Source organism: Nocardia sp. GP40 (genome assembly GCF_050434125.1).
GTDB lineage: Bacteria > Actinomycetota > Actinomycetes > Mycobacteriales > Mycobacteriaceae > Nocardia > Nocardia albiluteola.
In genome coordinates this window covers 22,949-38,260 of the sequence record NZ_JBNPVW010000004.1, presented here as the reverse complement: position 1 = coordinate 38,260, position 15,312 = coordinate 22,949, and the positions used below count along the sequence as shown (strand labels likewise).

The 15,312-nt window shown below is 66.7% G+C and carries 17 protein-coding genes; 10 read left to right on the top strand and 7 right to left on the bottom strand.

What is annotated here, in order from left to right; genetic code table 11:
- Positions 1-193: 193 nt before the first annotated feature.
- The 4 genes from ABH933_RS13335 to ABH933_RS13320 form a co-directional block, all read right to left on the bottom strand.
- Positions 194-496: a fatty acid desaturase gene (locus ABH933_RS13335; RefSeq protein ID WP_429423117.1), complete on the bottom strand. Its 303-nt coding sequence runs from the start codon at positions 494-496 to the stop codon at positions 194-196.
- A complete protein-coding gene (locus ABH933_RS13330; RefSeq protein WP_429423120.1) occupies positions 429-1,019 on the bottom strand; it encodes a fatty acid desaturase in 591 nt (196 codons plus the stop codon). The genes ABH933_RS13335 and ABH933_RS13330 overlap by 68 nt, the downstream gene beginning before the upstream one ends.
- 214 nt (positions 1,020-1,233) lie before the next feature.
- Entirely contained in the window at positions 1,234-1,431 is a 198-nt protein-coding gene (locus ABH933_RS13325; RefSeq protein ID WP_215918004.1) for a ferredoxin, read from the bottom strand.
- Between the two features lie 14 nt (positions 1,432-1,445).
- Positions 1,446-2,633, bottom strand: coding sequence for a cytochrome P450 (locus tag ABH933_RS13320; RefSeq protein WP_429423123.1), 1,188 nt, complete (start codon positions 2,631-2,633; stop codon positions 1,446-1,448).
- Positions 2,634-2,857: 224 nt separating this feature from the next.
- On the opposite strand from ABH933_RS13320, the gene ABH933_RS13315 reads away from it, so the two are divergent.
- The 3 genes from ABH933_RS13315 (at position 2,858) to ABH933_RS13305 (ending at position 4,223) form a co-directional block, all read left to right on the top strand.
- Positions 2,858-3,574, top strand: coding sequence for a helix-turn-helix domain-containing protein (locus ABH933_RS13315; RefSeq protein WP_429423124.1), 717 nt, complete (start codon positions 2,858-2,860; stop codon positions 3,572-3,574).
- Between the two features lie 70 nt (positions 3,575-3,644).
- Entirely contained in the window at positions 3,645-3,833 is a 189-nt protein-coding gene (locus ABH933_RS13310; protein WP_429423126.1) for a YciI family protein, read from the top strand.
- 81 nt (positions 3,834-3,914) lie between these two features.
- Positions 3,915-4,223 (top strand): glutaredoxin family protein, encoded by a 309-nt coding sequence (locus tag ABH933_RS13305; protein WP_429423128.1) that lies wholly within the window; start codon positions 3,915-3,917, stop codon positions 4,221-4,223.
- A 4-nt stretch (positions 4,224-4,227) separates the two neighbouring features.
- Here the strand turns inward: ABH933_RS13305 and glyA are convergent, their stop codons facing one another.
- Positions 4,228-5,523, bottom strand: a complete 1,296-nt coding sequence (glyA, locus tag ABH933_RS13300) for a serine hydroxymethyltransferase (RefSeq protein ID WP_215917999.1) — start codon at positions 5,521-5,523, stop codon at positions 4,228-4,230.
- Between the two features lie 327 nt (positions 5,524-5,850).
- Positions 5,851-7,047 carry a DUF885 domain-containing protein gene (locus ABH933_RS13295; protein ID WP_429423130.1) on the bottom strand — a complete coding sequence of 399 codons (1,197 nt, stop codon included), beginning with the start codon at positions 7,045-7,047 and terminating at the stop codon, positions 5,851-5,853.
- 220 nt (positions 7,048-7,267) lie between these two features.
- Here ABH933_RS13295 and coaA point away from each other — a divergent pair, with 220 nt between their 5' ends.
- Positions 7,268-8,200 carry a type I pantothenate kinase gene (gene coaA, locus ABH933_RS13290; RefSeq protein ID WP_215917997.1) on the top strand — a complete coding sequence of 311 codons (933 nt, stop codon included), beginning with the start codon at positions 7,268-7,270 and terminating at the stop codon, positions 8,198-8,200.
- On the opposite strand, the gene ABH933_RS13285 is transcribed toward coaA, so the two are convergent.
- Complete coding sequence (locus ABH933_RS13285) at positions 8,201-8,755, bottom strand: hypothetical protein (RefSeq protein ID WP_215918412.1); 555 nt, start codon at positions 8,753-8,755, stop codon at positions 8,201-8,203.
- Between the two features lie 249 nt (positions 8,756-9,004).
- On the opposite strand from ABH933_RS13285, the gene ABH933_RS13280 reads away from it, so the two are divergent.
- The 6 genes from ABH933_RS13280 (at position 9,005) to ABH933_RS13255 (ending at position 15,312) form a co-directional block, all read left to right on the top strand.
- On the top strand, positions 9,005-9,643 hold the full coding sequence (locus tag ABH933_RS13280) for a helix-turn-helix domain-containing protein (RefSeq protein ID WP_429423132.1): 639 nt from the start codon (positions 9,005-9,007) through the stop codon (positions 9,641-9,643).
- A gap of 115 nt (positions 9,644-9,758) precedes the next feature.
- Positions 9,759-11,048 carry an MFS transporter gene (locus ABH933_RS13275; protein WP_429423134.1) on the top strand — a complete coding sequence of 430 codons (1,290 nt, stop codon included), beginning with the start codon at positions 9,759-9,761 and terminating at the stop codon, positions 11,046-11,048.
- A gap of 7 nt (positions 11,049-11,055) precedes the next feature.
- On the top strand, positions 11,056-12,435 hold the full coding sequence (locus ABH933_RS13270) for an FAD-dependent oxidoreductase (protein ID WP_429423136.1): 1,380 nt from the start codon (positions 11,056-11,058) through the stop codon (positions 12,433-12,435).
- A complete protein-coding gene (locus ABH933_RS13265; protein ID WP_429423138.1) occupies positions 12,432-13,631 on the top strand; it encodes a CaiB/BaiF CoA transferase family protein in 1,200 nt (399 codons plus the stop codon). The genes ABH933_RS13270 and ABH933_RS13265 overlap by 4 nt, the downstream gene beginning before the upstream one ends.
- Positions 13,628-14,425, top strand: coding sequence for an enoyl-CoA hydratase-related protein (locus ABH933_RS13260; RefSeq protein WP_429423140.1), 798 nt, complete (start codon positions 13,628-13,630; stop codon positions 14,423-14,425). Before ABH933_RS13265 ends, ABH933_RS13260 begins: the two co-directional genes overlap by 4 nt.
- Complete coding sequence (locus ABH933_RS13255) at positions 14,422-15,312, top strand: dihydrodipicolinate synthase family protein (RefSeq protein ID WP_429423142.1); 891 nt, start codon at positions 14,422-14,424, stop codon at positions 15,310-15,312. The genes ABH933_RS13260 and ABH933_RS13255 overlap by 4 nt, the downstream gene beginning before the upstream one ends.

The window sequence follows — 15,312 nt, the reverse complement described above, 5'->3', positions numbered from 1 at the left end:
GTGCCCGGAAGAACGACGCCGCGCGATTACCCCGGAAGTAATGCAGCAGGCGCGCGCCCAACCCGGCGGCACCTCGGCGATCAGCATGTGCCCCGGCTCATCCGACTGCGTTCGACCGAACATGCTCCGGCGGCAGACCGACTCGAGGCTCACGGCGCCGTCGAGTCCGCGAGCCCTGGGGGAACGCAGATCCCTACGTGAGTTCGATCGGCCCTTGGAACTGACGTGCGGCGGCGGTGGCCCAGCCGAGGTCGTACTTCCCGCCCTCGCCCAGGAACTCTTCGCGCAGCTCGTACCAGCGCAGTCCCGGATGACGGTGGTGCACCCCGTGCAGGTTGAAACTCAGGGCGGCCTGCTCCAGCGCGCGGGGCAGGCGCAGGTTCAGCGCCTCCAGCGGCGCGTCCAGGTCGGTGCCGTAGTGGTAGGCGTTATCCGAGAGGGAGACGATGAACGAGCACCCGAGCCTGCACGATACGTTCGAAAAGAAGTCCCGCAACGGAATTCGGCTCGTCCACCCGTCGGCCCAGTGCACGCACCACCGGAACCGGCAGTAGGGCCAGCAGCAGTGCCGTGACCTCGAGCAGGTACAGACCACCGCACAGTCGCAGGTAATACCCCGGCGCCGTTCTCGCCCAGCTGGACGTCGCGGGGTCGTAGATCTCGGTGCGTTCCCGCGTCCGGCTGTATCGATGATGCAGCAGATGACCGATCTCGAGCATCGCGAACGGCGAGCCGTACAGCACCGCGAGCACCCGCCCGCAGGCGTCATTGACTGCCCGCCTGCGGATCAGGGTGCCGTGGATGGCCTCGTGGATGAGCGACCAGAACGGCGTGGTCAGCAGCACCGGAGCCACCAGCGCCCGCCCCCACGCCGCATCGCGTGGCAGCAGGATCAATGGCAGCACGAACAGCTGAAACGCCCCGAGCGCGACCGCCGACCCGATCAACCACGTATTGACCGCCCGCACCGGCCGCTCGCCGGACCTGTGCTTCGTGCGGCGAATCCCCACCTCGGTCATCGCTGTTGTCCCCATCCCCGGTCGAGCCTGCCATTCCGAGCTCATCGTGCCACTGCCCGGAGACATCGGCCCAGATCGAATGCGGTGCCTACCAAGAACTCCCGATATCGTCATCCATAGGTCGGGCGCGATTCACCTGCGAGGATCGTTCGATACCGATACGTAAGGTAGTCGGTGGGCGGGGCGCCTCGGCCGTCCTCGCGACTGAGCGGGATCAGTCATCCGCCAGGCGTATCGCCCCCGACGGGCACACGGCGACCGCCTCACGCAGCGCCGCCTGCTGTTCGGGAGACTCGGCCGTAGCCAATGGCCGCACCCTCCCGTCCTCCTCGTCCTGATCGAACAGCGCCGGGGCGGTCAGCACGCACATCCCGGCGCCGATGCAGATGTCGCGATTCACTATGAGCTTCATCGGATTTACTCCTTCTACCAGGTGACAGGCAGGCAGTGCACGCCATAGACGTCCCCATCCTCGCGCATGGGGACCTCGTCCGCGGCGACTGCGAGCCGCAGCGACGGGAAGCGAGCGAACAGGGCGGGGAGGGCGGCTCGCATCTCGACGCGGGCGAGCTGCTGGCCGAGGCATTGGTGGGCGCCGTGCCCGAAGCCCACGTGCCCGACGGCGTTGCGCAGGACGTCGAAGGTGTCCGGGTCGTCGAACTTCTCCGGATCGCGGTTCGCCGCCTGCAGCGAGATCGCCACCGTCTCACCGACTTTCACCGACCGCCCCGCCACCTCGACGTCCTCCAGCGCCGCCCGGGACGTGGTGTGAGCAATGGTCAGATAGCGCATCAGCTCCTCGATCACCCGGTCGGCGAGATCCGGATCCGCACGCAGCGCCGCGAGCTGGTCCGGATGCCGCAGCAGTGCAAATGTGCCGAGGGACAGCATGTTCGCCGTGGTGTCCAAGCCCGCGCCCAGCAGGAAGGTCCCGACTCCAGCCAGTTCCTCCTCGGTCAGATCGGACGCGGTCAGATCGCCGAGCAGATCGTCGGTGGGCTCGGCGCGTTTGGCCGCAACGAGTTCCGTCATGTAGTCCAGAATTCGCTGAAATGCCTCGTACCGCTCCTCAACGGTGCGGGCATTGTCGCTCACCGCCTCCGCATCGTCCTGGAACCGTCCGCGGTCGGCGTAGGGCACTCCGAGCAGTTCGCAGATGATCATGGCCGGAATCGGGCGTGCGAAGTGTTCGACGAGATCGACTGGGCCGCCGTGCTTTTCCATCGCATCGAGTCGTTCGGTGGTGAACTCCTCGACCCTCTCACCGAGCAGCCGCATCCGCCGGACGGTGAACTTGCCCGTCAGCAGCTCGCGAAAGCGGGCATGGTCGGCGCCGTCGAGGCCGAGGAAGTCGCCCGGCGGCGTCGGCGGCAGCTCGCCGAGATCCGCGAGCGGGTAGTGCATGAGCTCGTGCCGGGAGCTGAATCGCGGATCGGCCAGAACGGCGCGCGCGGCGGCATGGCCGGTCGCCAGCCAGCCCAGGTGCCCGTCCGGGAACCGCATGCGGATCAGCGGTCCCCGCTCGCGCAGCCGGGCGAAGCCGGCGGGCGGATCGAAGGGGCGGCCGACGGGGCGGGCGGTGGGCATGGCCACCGGATCGGACGACGAGGTCATGACGGTTACTCCTCACTGGAAACTTTCACTATGTGCCGAAAGCTATGGTTCACTCGCCGGAGTGCTCAATACCAAATCTGGATTCTGACCATCAAGTACCAGGTAGACGCCGAATCATCAGAGCAATGAACCTGCGGCAAAACGCAACGATTTTCCCGGTCGGTTGCAATGACCTGACGATGAACGCATACTTGTACGTATACGACTACGTAGGGAGTGCTCCGATGCCCGGAGGCAGGATGACCCTGACCGAACGCGAATGCATCGCGACCGGCCTGGCCGAGGGCATCGGCTATGCCGAGATCGCCCGGCAACTGGACCGGCCTACCTCGACCGTCAGCCGCGAGGTCGCCCGCAATGGCGGCCCGGGCCGCTACCGGGCCGAACGTGCCCACCGCGCAACACAATTACGCTCTCAACGCCGGAACAGATCGCAAATATCTTCCACCGCACCAGAATTCGGCGACAACTCAGGGCCGGTCGCGGACTTCACCGACGAACTGGCTGAGGTATTCATGCAGACCGGCATGCCCCGCATGACATCCCGGATCATGGCCTGCCTGTACGCCCGGGATTCCGGCAGCTGCACGGCCGCCGAACTCGTCCGGCGCCTACGAGTCAGCCCGGCCACGATATCGACCGCTGTGCGTTCGCTCGAGGAACAGGATCTCATTCGCCGCGAACGCGATACGGGCCGCCGCGACCGCTACGTCGTCGACGACCACGTCTGGCTCCGGGCGACGATCGCCAGCATCCGGGCCAACGACAGCCTGGTCGCGGCCGGTCGGCACGGCGCGGAAGTCCTCGGCGCACACACCCCGGCAGGCGCCCGCCTGGACGAGATGGCCCGCTTCCTCGACTACGTCAGCCGCGAACTGGCCGATGCCGTCGAACGCTGGCAGGAATTCTCGCGACAGGTGGACGTCGGATCGCCGCTGTGAGCGCAGCCGCCGGTCACGACCTTGTGCGATACTGCGGGTCTTCGGAGCCCACACCAATGGAGGGTCGGAAGTGGTCGACAGATTCATCGCTCGCGGCGTCGTCCTGGGCATCGGCCCCTTCACCGACCGGGGAAACATGGCGATCTTCACCACGCGCGCGGCGGCGGAGGAGTTCGCGCGGGAGGATCCCTTCATCCTCGAGGGCCTGGTGAAGTCCTTCCGGATTCGGGAATGGGACGACTCGCTGCTCCCCGGTTAGCGGCCGAGCTCGGCAGCCCGTAGCTCTCGGGACGGCTGGCCGGCATCCGCGCGGCCCCGTCGGCGAATACACTCCCGGTGTATGGCCGATAACCCCACCCCGGAGCTGGTTGTCTACCGCCGGCCGGGCTGCCCCTATTGCGCCCGGCTGCGGCGGGTCTTGAACCGGCACGGGATCGTTCACCGCGAGGTCGATATCTGGGGCGATCCCGAGGCCGCGGCCTTCGTGCGCTCGGTCGCCGACGGGAACGAGACGGTACCGACCGTGGTTCTGAAAACCACTGGATCCCAACGACATTGGGTGAATCCGGCACCGCGCAAGCTGATCGCGACGATCACCGCCGATGCGCCGGAACTCACCGGCGGCGCGCGTCGTTTGGTGCTCTGGTAGAGCTTCAGCCCAGCAGGCGCCAGTCCTCGAGGCCCTCGTACAGCGGGCGATCGGCGGCCAGCTTGCTCACCCGGGCGCGCAGTGCGTCCAGGTCCGTACCACCCGCGAGCGCGGTGGCGATGATGTCGGAGACCTCTGCGAACTCCGCGTCGCCGAAGCCACGGGTGGCCAGCGCGGCGGTGCCGATGCGCAGGCCGGAGGTGACCATCGGGGGACGCGGGTCGAACGGAACGGCGTTGCGGTTCACCGTGATTCCGATCTCGTGCAGCAGATCCTCGCCCTGCTGGCCGTCCAGCACCGAGTTGCGCAGGTCTACCAGGACCAAGTGCACGTCGGTACCGCCGGTGAGCACCGTGATGCCCTTGTCCTTGACGTCGGCGGCGGTCAGGCGCTCGGCGAGGATCTTCGCCCCGGCCAAGGTGCGCTCCTGACGCTGCTTGAACTCCTCGGTGCCCGCGATCTTGAACGCCACGGCCTTGCCGGCGATCGCGTGCATCAGCGGACCGCCCTGCTGGCCCGGGAACACCGCGCTGTTGAGCTTCTTCGCGAAGTCCTGCTTGGCCAGGATCAGGCCCGAGCGGGGACCGCCGAGGGTCTTGTGCACGGTGGAGGACACGACGTGGGCGTGCGGCACCGGCGAGGGGTGCAGCCCGGCGGCGACCAGCCCGGCGAAGTGCGCCATGTCGACCCACAGGTAGGCGCCGACCTCGTCGGCGATCTCGCGGAACGCGGCGAAATCCAGGTGCCGCGGGTAGGCCGACCAGCCGGCCACGATCACCTTCGGCCGCACCGCCAGCGCCTGCTTGCGCAGCTCGTCCATGTCGACCCGGTGATCCTCCTTGCTCACCTGGTAGGCATGCACCTCGTACAGCTTGCCCGAGAAGTTCAGCCGCATGCCGTGGGTGAGGTGACCGCCGTGCGCCAGGTCCATGCCGAGCAGCTTCTCGCCCGGGTTCATCAGCGACATCAGCACCGCGGCGTTGGCCTGCGCGCCCGAATGCGGCTGGACGTTGGCGAATTCGGCGCCGAACAGCGCCTTGACCCGCTCACGGGCCAGATTCTCCACGACGTCGACGTGCTCACAGCCGCCGTAGTAGCGGCGGCCGGGGTAGCCCTCGGCGTACTTGTTGGTCAGGACGCTGCCCTGGGCCTGCAGCACCGCCCGCGGCACGAAGTTCTCCGAGGCGATCATTTCGAGGGTGTCGCGCTCCCGGGCGAGCTCACCCGCCATCGCGGTAGCGAGCTCCGGATCGAGTTCGGCGAGTGATTGCGAGTTGACAGAGGCGGTCGTCTGGGTCACGACCACAGTGTATGTGGCGCCAATATCACGATCGAACGGGCTCCGGGCAAGTTTCGCCGCGGCACCGAACTCCGAGTCGGGATTTACCCCCACCCCTGCGTGCCCCATGAACTCAGGGGTACCGGACGGTCGTCTGTGCTCGGAGACTGAAACGCGGAACATCTCCAACGATCAAAGGAACCGTTTTGCAACCGATCTACATACCTTCGGACCCGTTTCAGGCCCTGCTGCTCGAGCTCTCACGCCTGTTCTGCTCGATTTCCTCGGGCGGACACTGCATCTCGCCGATGTGATCAGTGATGTCGCCTGCCGAACTGATTCGGTAGGTCACATTCGGCGGACCGCCCCGGGGGTCAGCGGTTCGTCGAGCAGGCGGCGGAAACGATCGGCGCGATCGTCCTCATCGACGGCACGATCCAGCCAGCCGCCGAGCAGCCGGTAACCCTCCACGTAGGTACTGATGTACGCCCGCCACAGCGGCGAGGACAGGAATCGCAGCGACTGCCGGGCCCGTTCCGGCGAGGCCAGGCTCCAGCGCTGCAGGAACTCGGCCACCTCGTCCGCATCGCGGCCGCGATCGTGCAGCAGCAGCGCCGCATCCTGGCGCACACCCAGCAGTTTCGCCGAGGCGGTCGAAAGCCGTTCCGCCCGTTCACCATCGAAGCGCAGCCCGAGATCGGCGTAGATCTCCTGGGCCCACCGCCCCCAGCCCGGGCCGACGATCGAGCGCAGCGCCAGATCCGCGAGCCCCTCCGCCATCAGGCACTGCGGGGTGTTGACCACGAACAACGTCTGCTCGTCCTGCCCGGCCCCGACGAGCCCGGCCTCCTTGCGGCAGTGCTCGGTGTGGTGCCCCGGATATGCCTCGTGCGCGATCAGCGCGGGCAGGTGCGCCATGTGCTGCTTCAGGTCGGAGTTGATCGCCACCCGCGAGCGGTAATTGCCCAGGTAGTAGTTGAATCCCGACCACGGCTTGTCCCCCACGACCTCGTATTCCACCCGCTCGTGATCGGGCAGCGGATAGCGCGCCCGCACCAGTTCGCGCAGCGCGCCGGAGAAGGCGTCCACGCATTCGCGCAGCCGCTCCGGGGGAATCTCGTCGGCCTTGCGGTGGGCGGTCACGCGGTCGTAGAGCGAACCTTGGCCCGCCAGCACCTCGTCCATCTGCCGGTGCGCGTCGCGGTAATCCTCGACCTCGCCCGGCGCGATATCCACATCGAAATACGCGCGCACCTCGTCGATGAACGAGATCTGCTCGCCGGCGAACTTGCGGCCCGAGCATTCCAGGGCGCGCAGGTGCACATCGAGGAATTCGATGCGCTCGTCCGGCAGATCGGACTCGGGCAACTCCTTGCGCAATGCCGCCGCGCGCGTTGCCAACTCGTGCGGCGCCGGGGCGGGCCCCTCCTGTAGCTCGCGGCGCAGCGCCGGATCGCCGGTGTAGGCGTCGACGAACCCGTCCTCGAGGCGATCGAAGGCCAGACCCAGCCGCAGATAGTCCGTCACGAGCGGGTGCGCATCCATGAGAGCCGACGATACCGCGACGGGGCAAGAGAGAAATGTCACTCCTAGTTACTGGCCAGTAGCTTACCCCCGCGTTCGAGGTGGCCCTGCCCTCGAGGACAATTCGGCTATGCGAGGACTGGCCACCGGACCTCACCGTGCCACCGAGGGCAATGGTGAGACTTCTTTCGCCACGCCGCGTGCACCTGCACCATCGTGTATGCCGAATCGAGAGTGTTAGATGGCACGGATGAGTGAGCCGAGTCCCTATGTGGAATTCGACCGCAAACAATGGCGCACCCTGCGAAAGTCGACGCCCCTGGTGCTGACCGAGGAAGAACTGATCGGGCTGCGCGGTCTGGGCGAGCAGATCGATCTCGAGGAGGTCGCGGAGGTTTATCTGCCGCTGGCCCGATTGATCCACCTGCAGGTCGCCGCGCGGCAGCGATTGTTCGCCGCCACCGCAACCTTTCTCGGTGAAACCCATCCCGATCATCAGGTGCCGTTCGTCATCGGCATCGCAGGCAGCGTCGCAGTCGGCAAATCGACGACCGCGCGCGTGCTGCAGGCACTGCTGGCCCGCTGGGACCATCACCCCCGGGTGGACCTGGTCACCACCGACGGATTCCTGTACCCGACCGCGGAGCTCACCCGCCGGGGCATCATGCACCGCAAGGGATTCCCGGAGAGCTACGACCGCCGCAAGCTGCTGCGCTTCGTCACCGAGGTGAAATCGGGGGCGGCGGAAGTCTGCGCGCCGATCTATTCGCACCTGGCCTACGACATCCTGCCGGATCAGTTCCACTGCGTGCGCCAGCCCGACATCCTGATCATGGAGGGCCTGAACGTACTGCAGACCGGGCCGCGGCTGATGGTCTCGGATCTGTTCGATTTCTCCGTGTACGTCGACGCGCGGATCGAGGATATCGAGAAGTGGTATGTGGATCGCTTTCTCTCCCTGCGCAAGACGGCGTTCGCCAATCCGAATTCACACTTCCACCACTACGCCGATTTCAACGACCAGGACGCCACGAGCGCGGCACAGGAAATCTGGTACGCCACCAACCGGCCGAATCTGGTGGAGAACATTCTGCCCACCCGCCCCCGCGCAACCCTGGTGCTGCGCAAGGATTCCGATCACAGCATCAATCGAATTCGCTTGCGCAAGCTGTAATTACTGGATCTTCCAGGCCGCATCCAGTCGAGTGGCGACATCGATCTCGCGGACCGCGGCGATGTGCGGTTTGCGGATCTCGCGGGCCACATAGCGGGCCACGAACCGGCGGATCTCGTGGTCGACGCTGGCCAGAATGCGCAGCAGCTGGCCGCGCCGAGTGGCGGTGGCGACGTTGATGCGCACATCGCTGGGCCGGGGCTCGGCGATGTCGATGATCACGCGCAGCGGCTCGGCGGTGCGGACCGTCAGGTGCACGTGTACCGCGCCGTCGACCCGGAAGCGATGCCGGTCGACGGCCAGATCCAGCAGCAGGTCCACGTTCAGCGGGATGGCGAGCTCGAAAGTGATGTGCCCGTCGGTGTTCCGCTGCAGCGTCGGCTCACCGAGCTGAACCTGCGCGCTCACCTTGGCAATTCGACCAGGCCCCACCCCGATCGGGCCGAAATCGAATGCAGCCCCCGTCAATTGGGCGAATGCGGCGGCGATCCGCTGCTCGGAGGCGGCGTATTCGAGAAAGCGCCGCCCGAATTCCTCATAGCTGATGTACGGCATGGCGGCGGCTACCTCGGCCGTACCGCGCCGCCCATCGGGGGCACCACGCGACTCCGCGGCGCTACCACGCTGCTGTTCTGCGATACCGCGCTGTCCATATTCCGCGCCACGCTGCCCGGACTCACTCATGTACTGGACGGTACGCGAGCCGGCCCTCGCACGCCCGCACTGCACGTCAGGAGCCCTGCCGAGGGGATCTTCATCATAATGAAGAATCTGTTGACATAGTGAAGCAGCTCACTTAGATTCATGACCACCTCGAAGCCCACCATGGAGGTTCCATTGGGTCAGAACAAGCCGGATCGCGGCGACAATACCGATCCCGCCTCGATGCTGAGCGACGTCGGCGCCCGCATCCGCACCCTCCGCAAGGAACGTGAACTGACCACCGAGCGGCTCGCGGAGATCGCCGGTGTCAGCGCCGGAGTGATCAGCCAGATCGAACGCGGGATGGGCAATCCATCCTTCACCACCCTCGTGCAGATCGCGCACGGCCTGCAACTTCCGGTGGGCCAACTCCTGACTCCGCTCGAATCCAAGGACGTCGTCGTCCGCAAGCACGAACGACGCCGTCTCGACGGACACGGCACGAGCAACGACGGAGGCCGCTATGAACTACTGACCCCGGATCTGAACGGTGCCCTCGAGGCCAATTGGGTTGTGACCCAACCCGGCCACGACACCAGCGACCACCCTTACCAGCATTCCGGAGAGGAATTCGGCATCGTCCTGTCGGGTACCAAGGACGTTTATCTCGACGGCGTGCGCCATCGACTCGAAGCGGGCGACTCGATCCGCTACCCCTCCACCATCCCGCACTGGTATGCCAATCCGTCCGCGGACGAGGAATGCGTCGCGATCTGGGTGAGCACGCCGCCCACCTGGTAGCGAAAAGCCAAGCCCCGCTTCATAACCGAAAACCAGCCCCCATCGAATTCAATCGAAAAAAAGGGGGCCGGCCGAGTGCGTCCTCGACCGGCCACCGTGCTCCGAGAGTTACCTGATGACCGATACACGAGATCCCGTCCCGATTGTCACAACCACCACTACTCCACCCCGTAAGGCCATGGCCGGCCTGGGGCTCGGAAACACCCTCGAATGGTACGACTGGCAGATCTTCGGTCTGCTGGCGGCCTATATCGGACCGTCGTTCTTCGCCGCCAAGGATCCGGTCTCCGCAGCTCTGGATGCGCTTGCGGTCTTCGCGGTCGGCTTCGTGGCCCGCCCGCTGGGCGGTGTGCTGCTGGGCACCGTCGCCGATCGGCTCGGCCGCCGCCGGGTCATGCTGTGGTCCGTCGGCACCATGGCCGTCACCATCGCCGTGATCGGGCTGTTGCCCACGCACGAATACCTCGGCGCCTGGGCCGGTGTCGCGCTGCTGATCTGCCGGATCCTGCAGGGCTTGTCCACCGGGGTCGAGGCGCCACTCTCGACGGCCTACGCCGTGGAGCTGATGCCGTCCGGGCAAGAGGGACGCGCGGCCGGTTACATCAGCTTCTTCGTCAACTTCGGCATCCTGATGGCCTCGCTCGTCAGCTTCCTCACCAGTTACACGATCGGCGGTCACGCGATGTCCACCTGGGGCTGGCGCATTCCGGTGCTGTTCGGGGCGGTGATGGGTTTCGTCGTGCTGTATCTGCGCCGGTCCCTGCCCGAATCGCTCGGCCCGCAGGAGGCCGAAGACAGTACCGGCGCGGTATGGGGCGGCGTGCGCAAACATTGGATCGGCGTGCTGGCGATCATCGTCGTGGTCGGAGCTGTCCAGGCCTACAGCTACGCATGGAATGTCGGCCTGCCCACCCTCGCCCGCGGCGCCTACGGCGCGAATCCCACCGAGATCTTCGCGGTGACAACGGTCCTGGGGCTGATCCTGCTCCTCGGATCGATCCTGACCGGGTGGTGGGCGGATCGGATCAGGCTGTCCCGCGCCTACCTCATCACCCGGATCATCGCGATCCCCACCGTATTTCTGAGCCTGCTGTACGTGGGGCACGGTCTGGGGATGTTCACCTTCGTCGTACTCGCCGGCGGCGTGGTGCTCGCTACCAATATGACCCTCTACAACGTCATTTCGTCGTCGTTGATGCCGAAGTACTGCCGCGCCACCGGCACCGGGATCGGTTATGGCCTCGGGGTTGCCGGATTCGGTGGTACTGCGTCCTATCTCGTGGTCTGGCTCAACCAGCATCACGCCGGGTGGTTGTTCCCACCCTACATCGCGGCACTGTCGGTGATCAGCGTTGTCGCTTACCTCATTGCTCGCAAGCGCAGCGGAATCTTCCTGGGGGAGTAAGGAAATCATGAAAAATCTAGCTGTAACCACCGATGATCTCGACGTTCCCATCGTGCGGAGATCCGACGTCATCGTCGTCGGCGGCGGCCCCGCCGGGGTCAGTGCGGCCGTCGCGGCCGCACGCGGCGGTGTCGATGTCACACTCGTGGAACGGTATTCCGCGCTGGGCGGACTCGCCTCCGGCGGCATGGTCCTTGTCCTGGATGACATGATCAACGGCGACGAGATCTCCGTTCAGGGCATCGTGAACGAATACGTCGAGCGCATGGCCAAGCAGGGGCTCGCGGTGTATCCACCTGTCGAGGAACGCGTTTCGTCGCGCGAGATGTGGAACAAGTGGGGGCGCTGGGGCACCTTCGACTTCCACAGCCACACCGACCCGAAGCCGATCTGCTACGCGGTCGCCTTCGATCCGGACGGATGGAAGACGACGTCGAACGCTCTGGTCCGCGAGTCCGGCGTCCACCTGCGCCTGCACAGCTGGTTCTCGCGGCCGATCGTGGACGATGGGGTCGTCAAGGGCGTTGTCGTGGAGACCAAGCAGGGGCCCCAGGCGATCCTCGGCAACGTCGTCATCGACACCACCGGCGATATCGACGTCGCCTCGCGAGCGGGGGCTCCGTATACCGCCGACAAGTATCTCGTCACGCTCGTATTCCGGCTCGGCGGGGTGGACACCGCCGCCGCCGAACGGTTCGAACAGGAGAATCCGCGCGAGGCGCGGGCCATCAACCGGAAGATCAAGCGCTCGCTCGGCGGCGCCTGGGATCTGTGGTGGCTCAAGACTCCGCTGCCGGGCGTTGTCTGGTGCAACACACCGCATCTGACGGGATTCGACGGCGCCGACCCGGAATCGCTGACGAACGCGGAGTTCGAGGCGCGCGATCGAATCGAGAGCTCGCTCGGCGAGATCCGTTCGAACCTGGCGGGTTTCGAGAACGCGTACATCGTCGACGTGGCCCAGCAGATCGGCGTGCGACAGACCCGCCTGCTGCAGGGCGAGTACGTGGTCACCAAGGACGATGTCGTGAACCGGCGGCACTTCGCCGACAGTGTGTCCCGCGGGCGTGACTACTACACGCCCTATCGCGCACTGCTCCCGCGCAACGTCGACCAGCTGCTGGTGGCCGGACGGCACTATTCGGCCACGCCCGACGCGCAGCGGATGTCTCGCGAGATCCCGCCGTGCATGGCGCAGGGGCAGGCCGCGGGTATCGCGGCCGCGCTGGCGATCACGGATTCGGTGACCGTGCGCGAGGTGCCCGCCGCCGCGATCCAACGCGGCATGCGCGCGCAGGGCGCCGACCCGGGAGACCGCCCGGCGCCGAACGCGACGATCGATCCCCCGGCCACCGACCGAACAGATATCGAGGAGAAATCACAGTGACCAGTACCGAGCAGAGCCTGGGAGCCTTGGACGGCATCGTCGTTCTCGATTTCACCCAGGTATATATGGGCCCCAGCGCAACTCAGATGCTCGCCGACTACGGCGCCGAGGTGATCAAGATCGAGCGGCCCGGGGCGGGTGACCTGAGCCGCAACTCGATCCCCGACGAGGACGGCCGCGAGAATCCCATCTTCATCTCGATCAACCGCAACAAGCGAAGCGTCACCGTCGACACCCGATCCGATCACGGGCGGCAGGTCGTGTTCGATCTGGTGCGCCGCGCCGACGTGGTCGTCAGCAATTTCCGCGCCGGCGTCATGGAGCGGCTGGGCTTCGGATACGACGACCTCACCGCGCTCAAGCCCGACCTGATCTGGGCATCCGGCACCGGATTCGGTGAACAGGGCCCCTACGCCCACAAGGGCGGGCAGGATGTCGTCGCCCAGGCATATACCGGTGTGATGTGGCGGCGAGCCGACGAATCGGTCCCCCTGTCCGTGTACCCGACGACGCTGTGCGACTACACCACCGGAATGCATCTGTGTCAGGGAATTCTGCTGGCGCTGCTGGCCAGGGCCCGCACGGGCCAGGGGCAGCAGGTCCGAGTCAACATGTACGACTCGATGCTGCACATGCAGATGCAGGAGGCGGCCATGCAACTCAACCGCGGAAACGAGGTGAACTGGGCGGCCATGCCGCTCTCGGGTGTCTTCCCGACCCAGGACGGCGCCGTGTGCATGGTCGGCGCGTTCAAGGAGAACCCGCTGGCCGACATCAGCGTGGCACTGGAGTTCGGTGAGGACCTCTCGCAGCGCCCGGGCCTGGGCACCCAGGAGGGCCAGGCCGAAAACCGGTCGCTGCTGCAGGCGCTGTTTCGTGACCGATTCGCCTCGAGCACAACCGAATACTGGCTGCAGCGCTTGGAGAAGCAGGATCTGCTGTGTGCCCCGGTGCGGTCGCTCGAGCAGGCGCTCGCCGATCCACAGACCGAGGTGAATCGGATGGTCATGGAGATGCCCGGTCCCCGCGGCTCCACAGTCCGGGTCCTGAACAGCCCGATCCGCATGTCCGGAACGCCCAACACCACCCGGCGTTCGGCGCCCCGCCTGGGTGAGCACAACGCCGAGGTGCTGCGCGAGCTCGGTTATTCCGAGGAGCGCATCGCGGAACTGCTGCAGGAAGGCGCGATTCGATGACCGACATCACCAGCGACGAGATCCGCTACGAGCTGGACGGCCACGTCGCCCGGATCACGATCGACCGGCCGCACGTGCTCAACGCGATCGACGAGAAATCTCACCGGCGGTGCAACGAGATCTGGACCGAGATCGAGAACGATGCCCGCGTGCGGGCGGTGGTGATCACCGGATCCGGGGAGCGCGCATTCTGCGTCGGCGCCGATATGTCGACATCCGGAGTGGGCAAGACCGGCGTAGCGTATTGGGCCGACCTGGACCCGAACGGCTTCGCGGGGCTGAGCCTGCGCCGCTCACTGGATGTGCCGGTGATCGCCCGGGTCAACGGATTCGCCCTGGGCGGTGGAATGGAGATCGTCCTGGGCGCCGATATCGTCGTCGCCGCCGACACCGCCCAGTTCGGGCTGACCGAACCCCGGGTCGGGCGGCTCCCCTTGGACGGCGGCATCGTCAACCTCGTCCGGCGCATCCCACACACGCAGGCGATGGCGATGTTGCTGACCGGGCGACGGACGACCGCGGCGGCGCTGCGCGACGCCGGGCTGGTCAACGAGGTCGTCCCGGCGGCGGAACTCGATGCGGCGGTGGACCGCTGGCTCGAGGACATCCTGGCCTGCGCACCGACCTCGCTGCGCGCGATCAAGCAGATCGTCAACCGCACCGAACACATGACCGCGGCCGATGCCCGCGCGACCCGGCTGCCCGCCCTGATCGAGGCGCTGGAGAGCCCGAACGCCACCGAGGGCGTGGCAGCCTTCCAGCAGAAGCGGCAGCCGGTCTGGAGCGATCGATGACCACGACCGTCCGGCCCGGTGTCTGGGGCGTCCTGGCGACGCCGTTCACGGGGTCGGCGCTCGATGTCGACAACACCGGCGTCGCCCGTCTGGCCGAGCATGCGCAGGCCGCGGGTGTCACGGGTCTGACCGTCCTGGGTGTCTTCGGCGAGGCGGCGCGACTGTCCTGGGCCGAACGCCGGATCGTCCTGGAGACAGTGCTCGACAGCACCGATCTTCCCCTGGTCGTCGGTTGTACGGCGCTGGCGACCGCGCCGGTCGTCGACGAGGCCCGGATGGCCGTCGAGGTGGCGGGCGATCGACTCGCCGGTGTCATGGTGCACGCGAACAGCGGTGATCGCGCCACCCTGGACGCTCATCTGAGCGCGGTTCACCGGGCCTCGGGTGCGCCCGTTGTCATTCAGGACTACCCGGCCGTGAGCGGCGTAGCCGTCTCTCCGTCGATGCTCGGCGATCTGGTCGCCGCCTGCGACTTCGTCGCGGCGGTCAAGGCCGAGTCGCCGCCGACACCGGTGGCCGTGGCCGAGGTGACCGCGCGGTGCGACGTTCCGGTGTTCGGCGGCCTCGGCGGCATCAATCTGCTCGACGAACTGGCCGCGGGCGCCGCCGGTGCGATGACCGGATTCTCATACCCCGAGGCCCTGATCGCATGCGTCCGTGCGTGGTCCGCGCAGGACCCGGCCAAGAGCCGCGCCGAACTGCTCGACTACCTGCCGCTGATCACCTTCGAGCAGCAAGCGGGGATCGCACTCGCGATCCGCAAGGAATGCCTGCGCCGGCGCGGCCTGATCGCCGAGTCCGCGGTCCGACCGCCGGCGCGTGCCCTGCCCGACGCGCTGCGCGGGATGCTGGCCGAACATCTCGCAATCATCGAGCGGGGGCGGTGA

Coding starts and splice junctions, on each gene's coding strand:
- ABH933_RS13295 (WP_429423130.1), bottom strand. CDS start 7,047: ATGGATGCGCACCCGCTCGTGACGGACTATCTGCGGCTGGGTCTGGCC.
- ABH933_RS13285 (WP_215918412.1), bottom strand. CDS start 8,755: ATGCCGTACATCAGCTATGAGGAATTCGGGCGGCGCTTTCTCGAATAC.
- ABH933_RS13305 (WP_429423128.1), top strand. CDS start 3,915: ATGGCCGATAACCCCACCCCGGAGCTGGTTGTCTACCGCCGGCCGGGC.
- ABH933_RS13330 (WP_429423120.1), bottom strand. CDS start 1,019: ATGACCGAGGTGGGGATTCGCCGCACGAAGCACAGGTCCGGCGAGCGG.
- ABH933_RS13275 (WP_429423134.1), top strand. CDS start 9,759: ATGACCGATACACGAGATCCCGTCCCGATTGTCACAACCACCACTACT.
- coaA (WP_215917997.1), top strand. CDS start 7,268: ATGGCACGGATGAGTGAGCCGAGTCCCTATGTGGAATTCGACCGCAAA.
- ABH933_RS13255 (WP_429423142.1), top strand. CDS start 14,422: ATGACCACGACCGTCCGGCCCGGTGTCTGGGGCGTCCTGGCGACGCCG.
- ABH933_RS13325 (WP_215918004.1), bottom strand. CDS start 1,431: ATGAAGCTCATAGTGAATCGCGACATCTGCATCGGCGCCGGGATGTGC.
- ABH933_RS13270 (WP_429423136.1), top strand. CDS start 11,056: ATGAAAAATCTAGCTGTAACCACCGATGATCTCGACGTTCCCATCGTG.
- ABH933_RS13315 (WP_429423124.1), top strand. CDS start 2,858: ATGCCCGGAGGCAGGATGACCCTGACCGAACGCGAATGCATCGCGACC.
- ABH933_RS13260 (WP_429423140.1), top strand. CDS start 13,628: ATGACCGACATCACCAGCGACGAGATCCGCTACGAGCTGGACGGCCAC.
- ABH933_RS13280 (WP_429423132.1), top strand. CDS start 9,005: ATGACCACCTCGAAGCCCACCATGGAGGTTCCATTGGGTCAGAACAAG.
- ABH933_RS13320 (WP_429423123.1), bottom strand. CDS start 2,633: ATGACCTCGTCGTCCGATCCGGTGGCCATGCCCACCGCCCGCCCCGTC.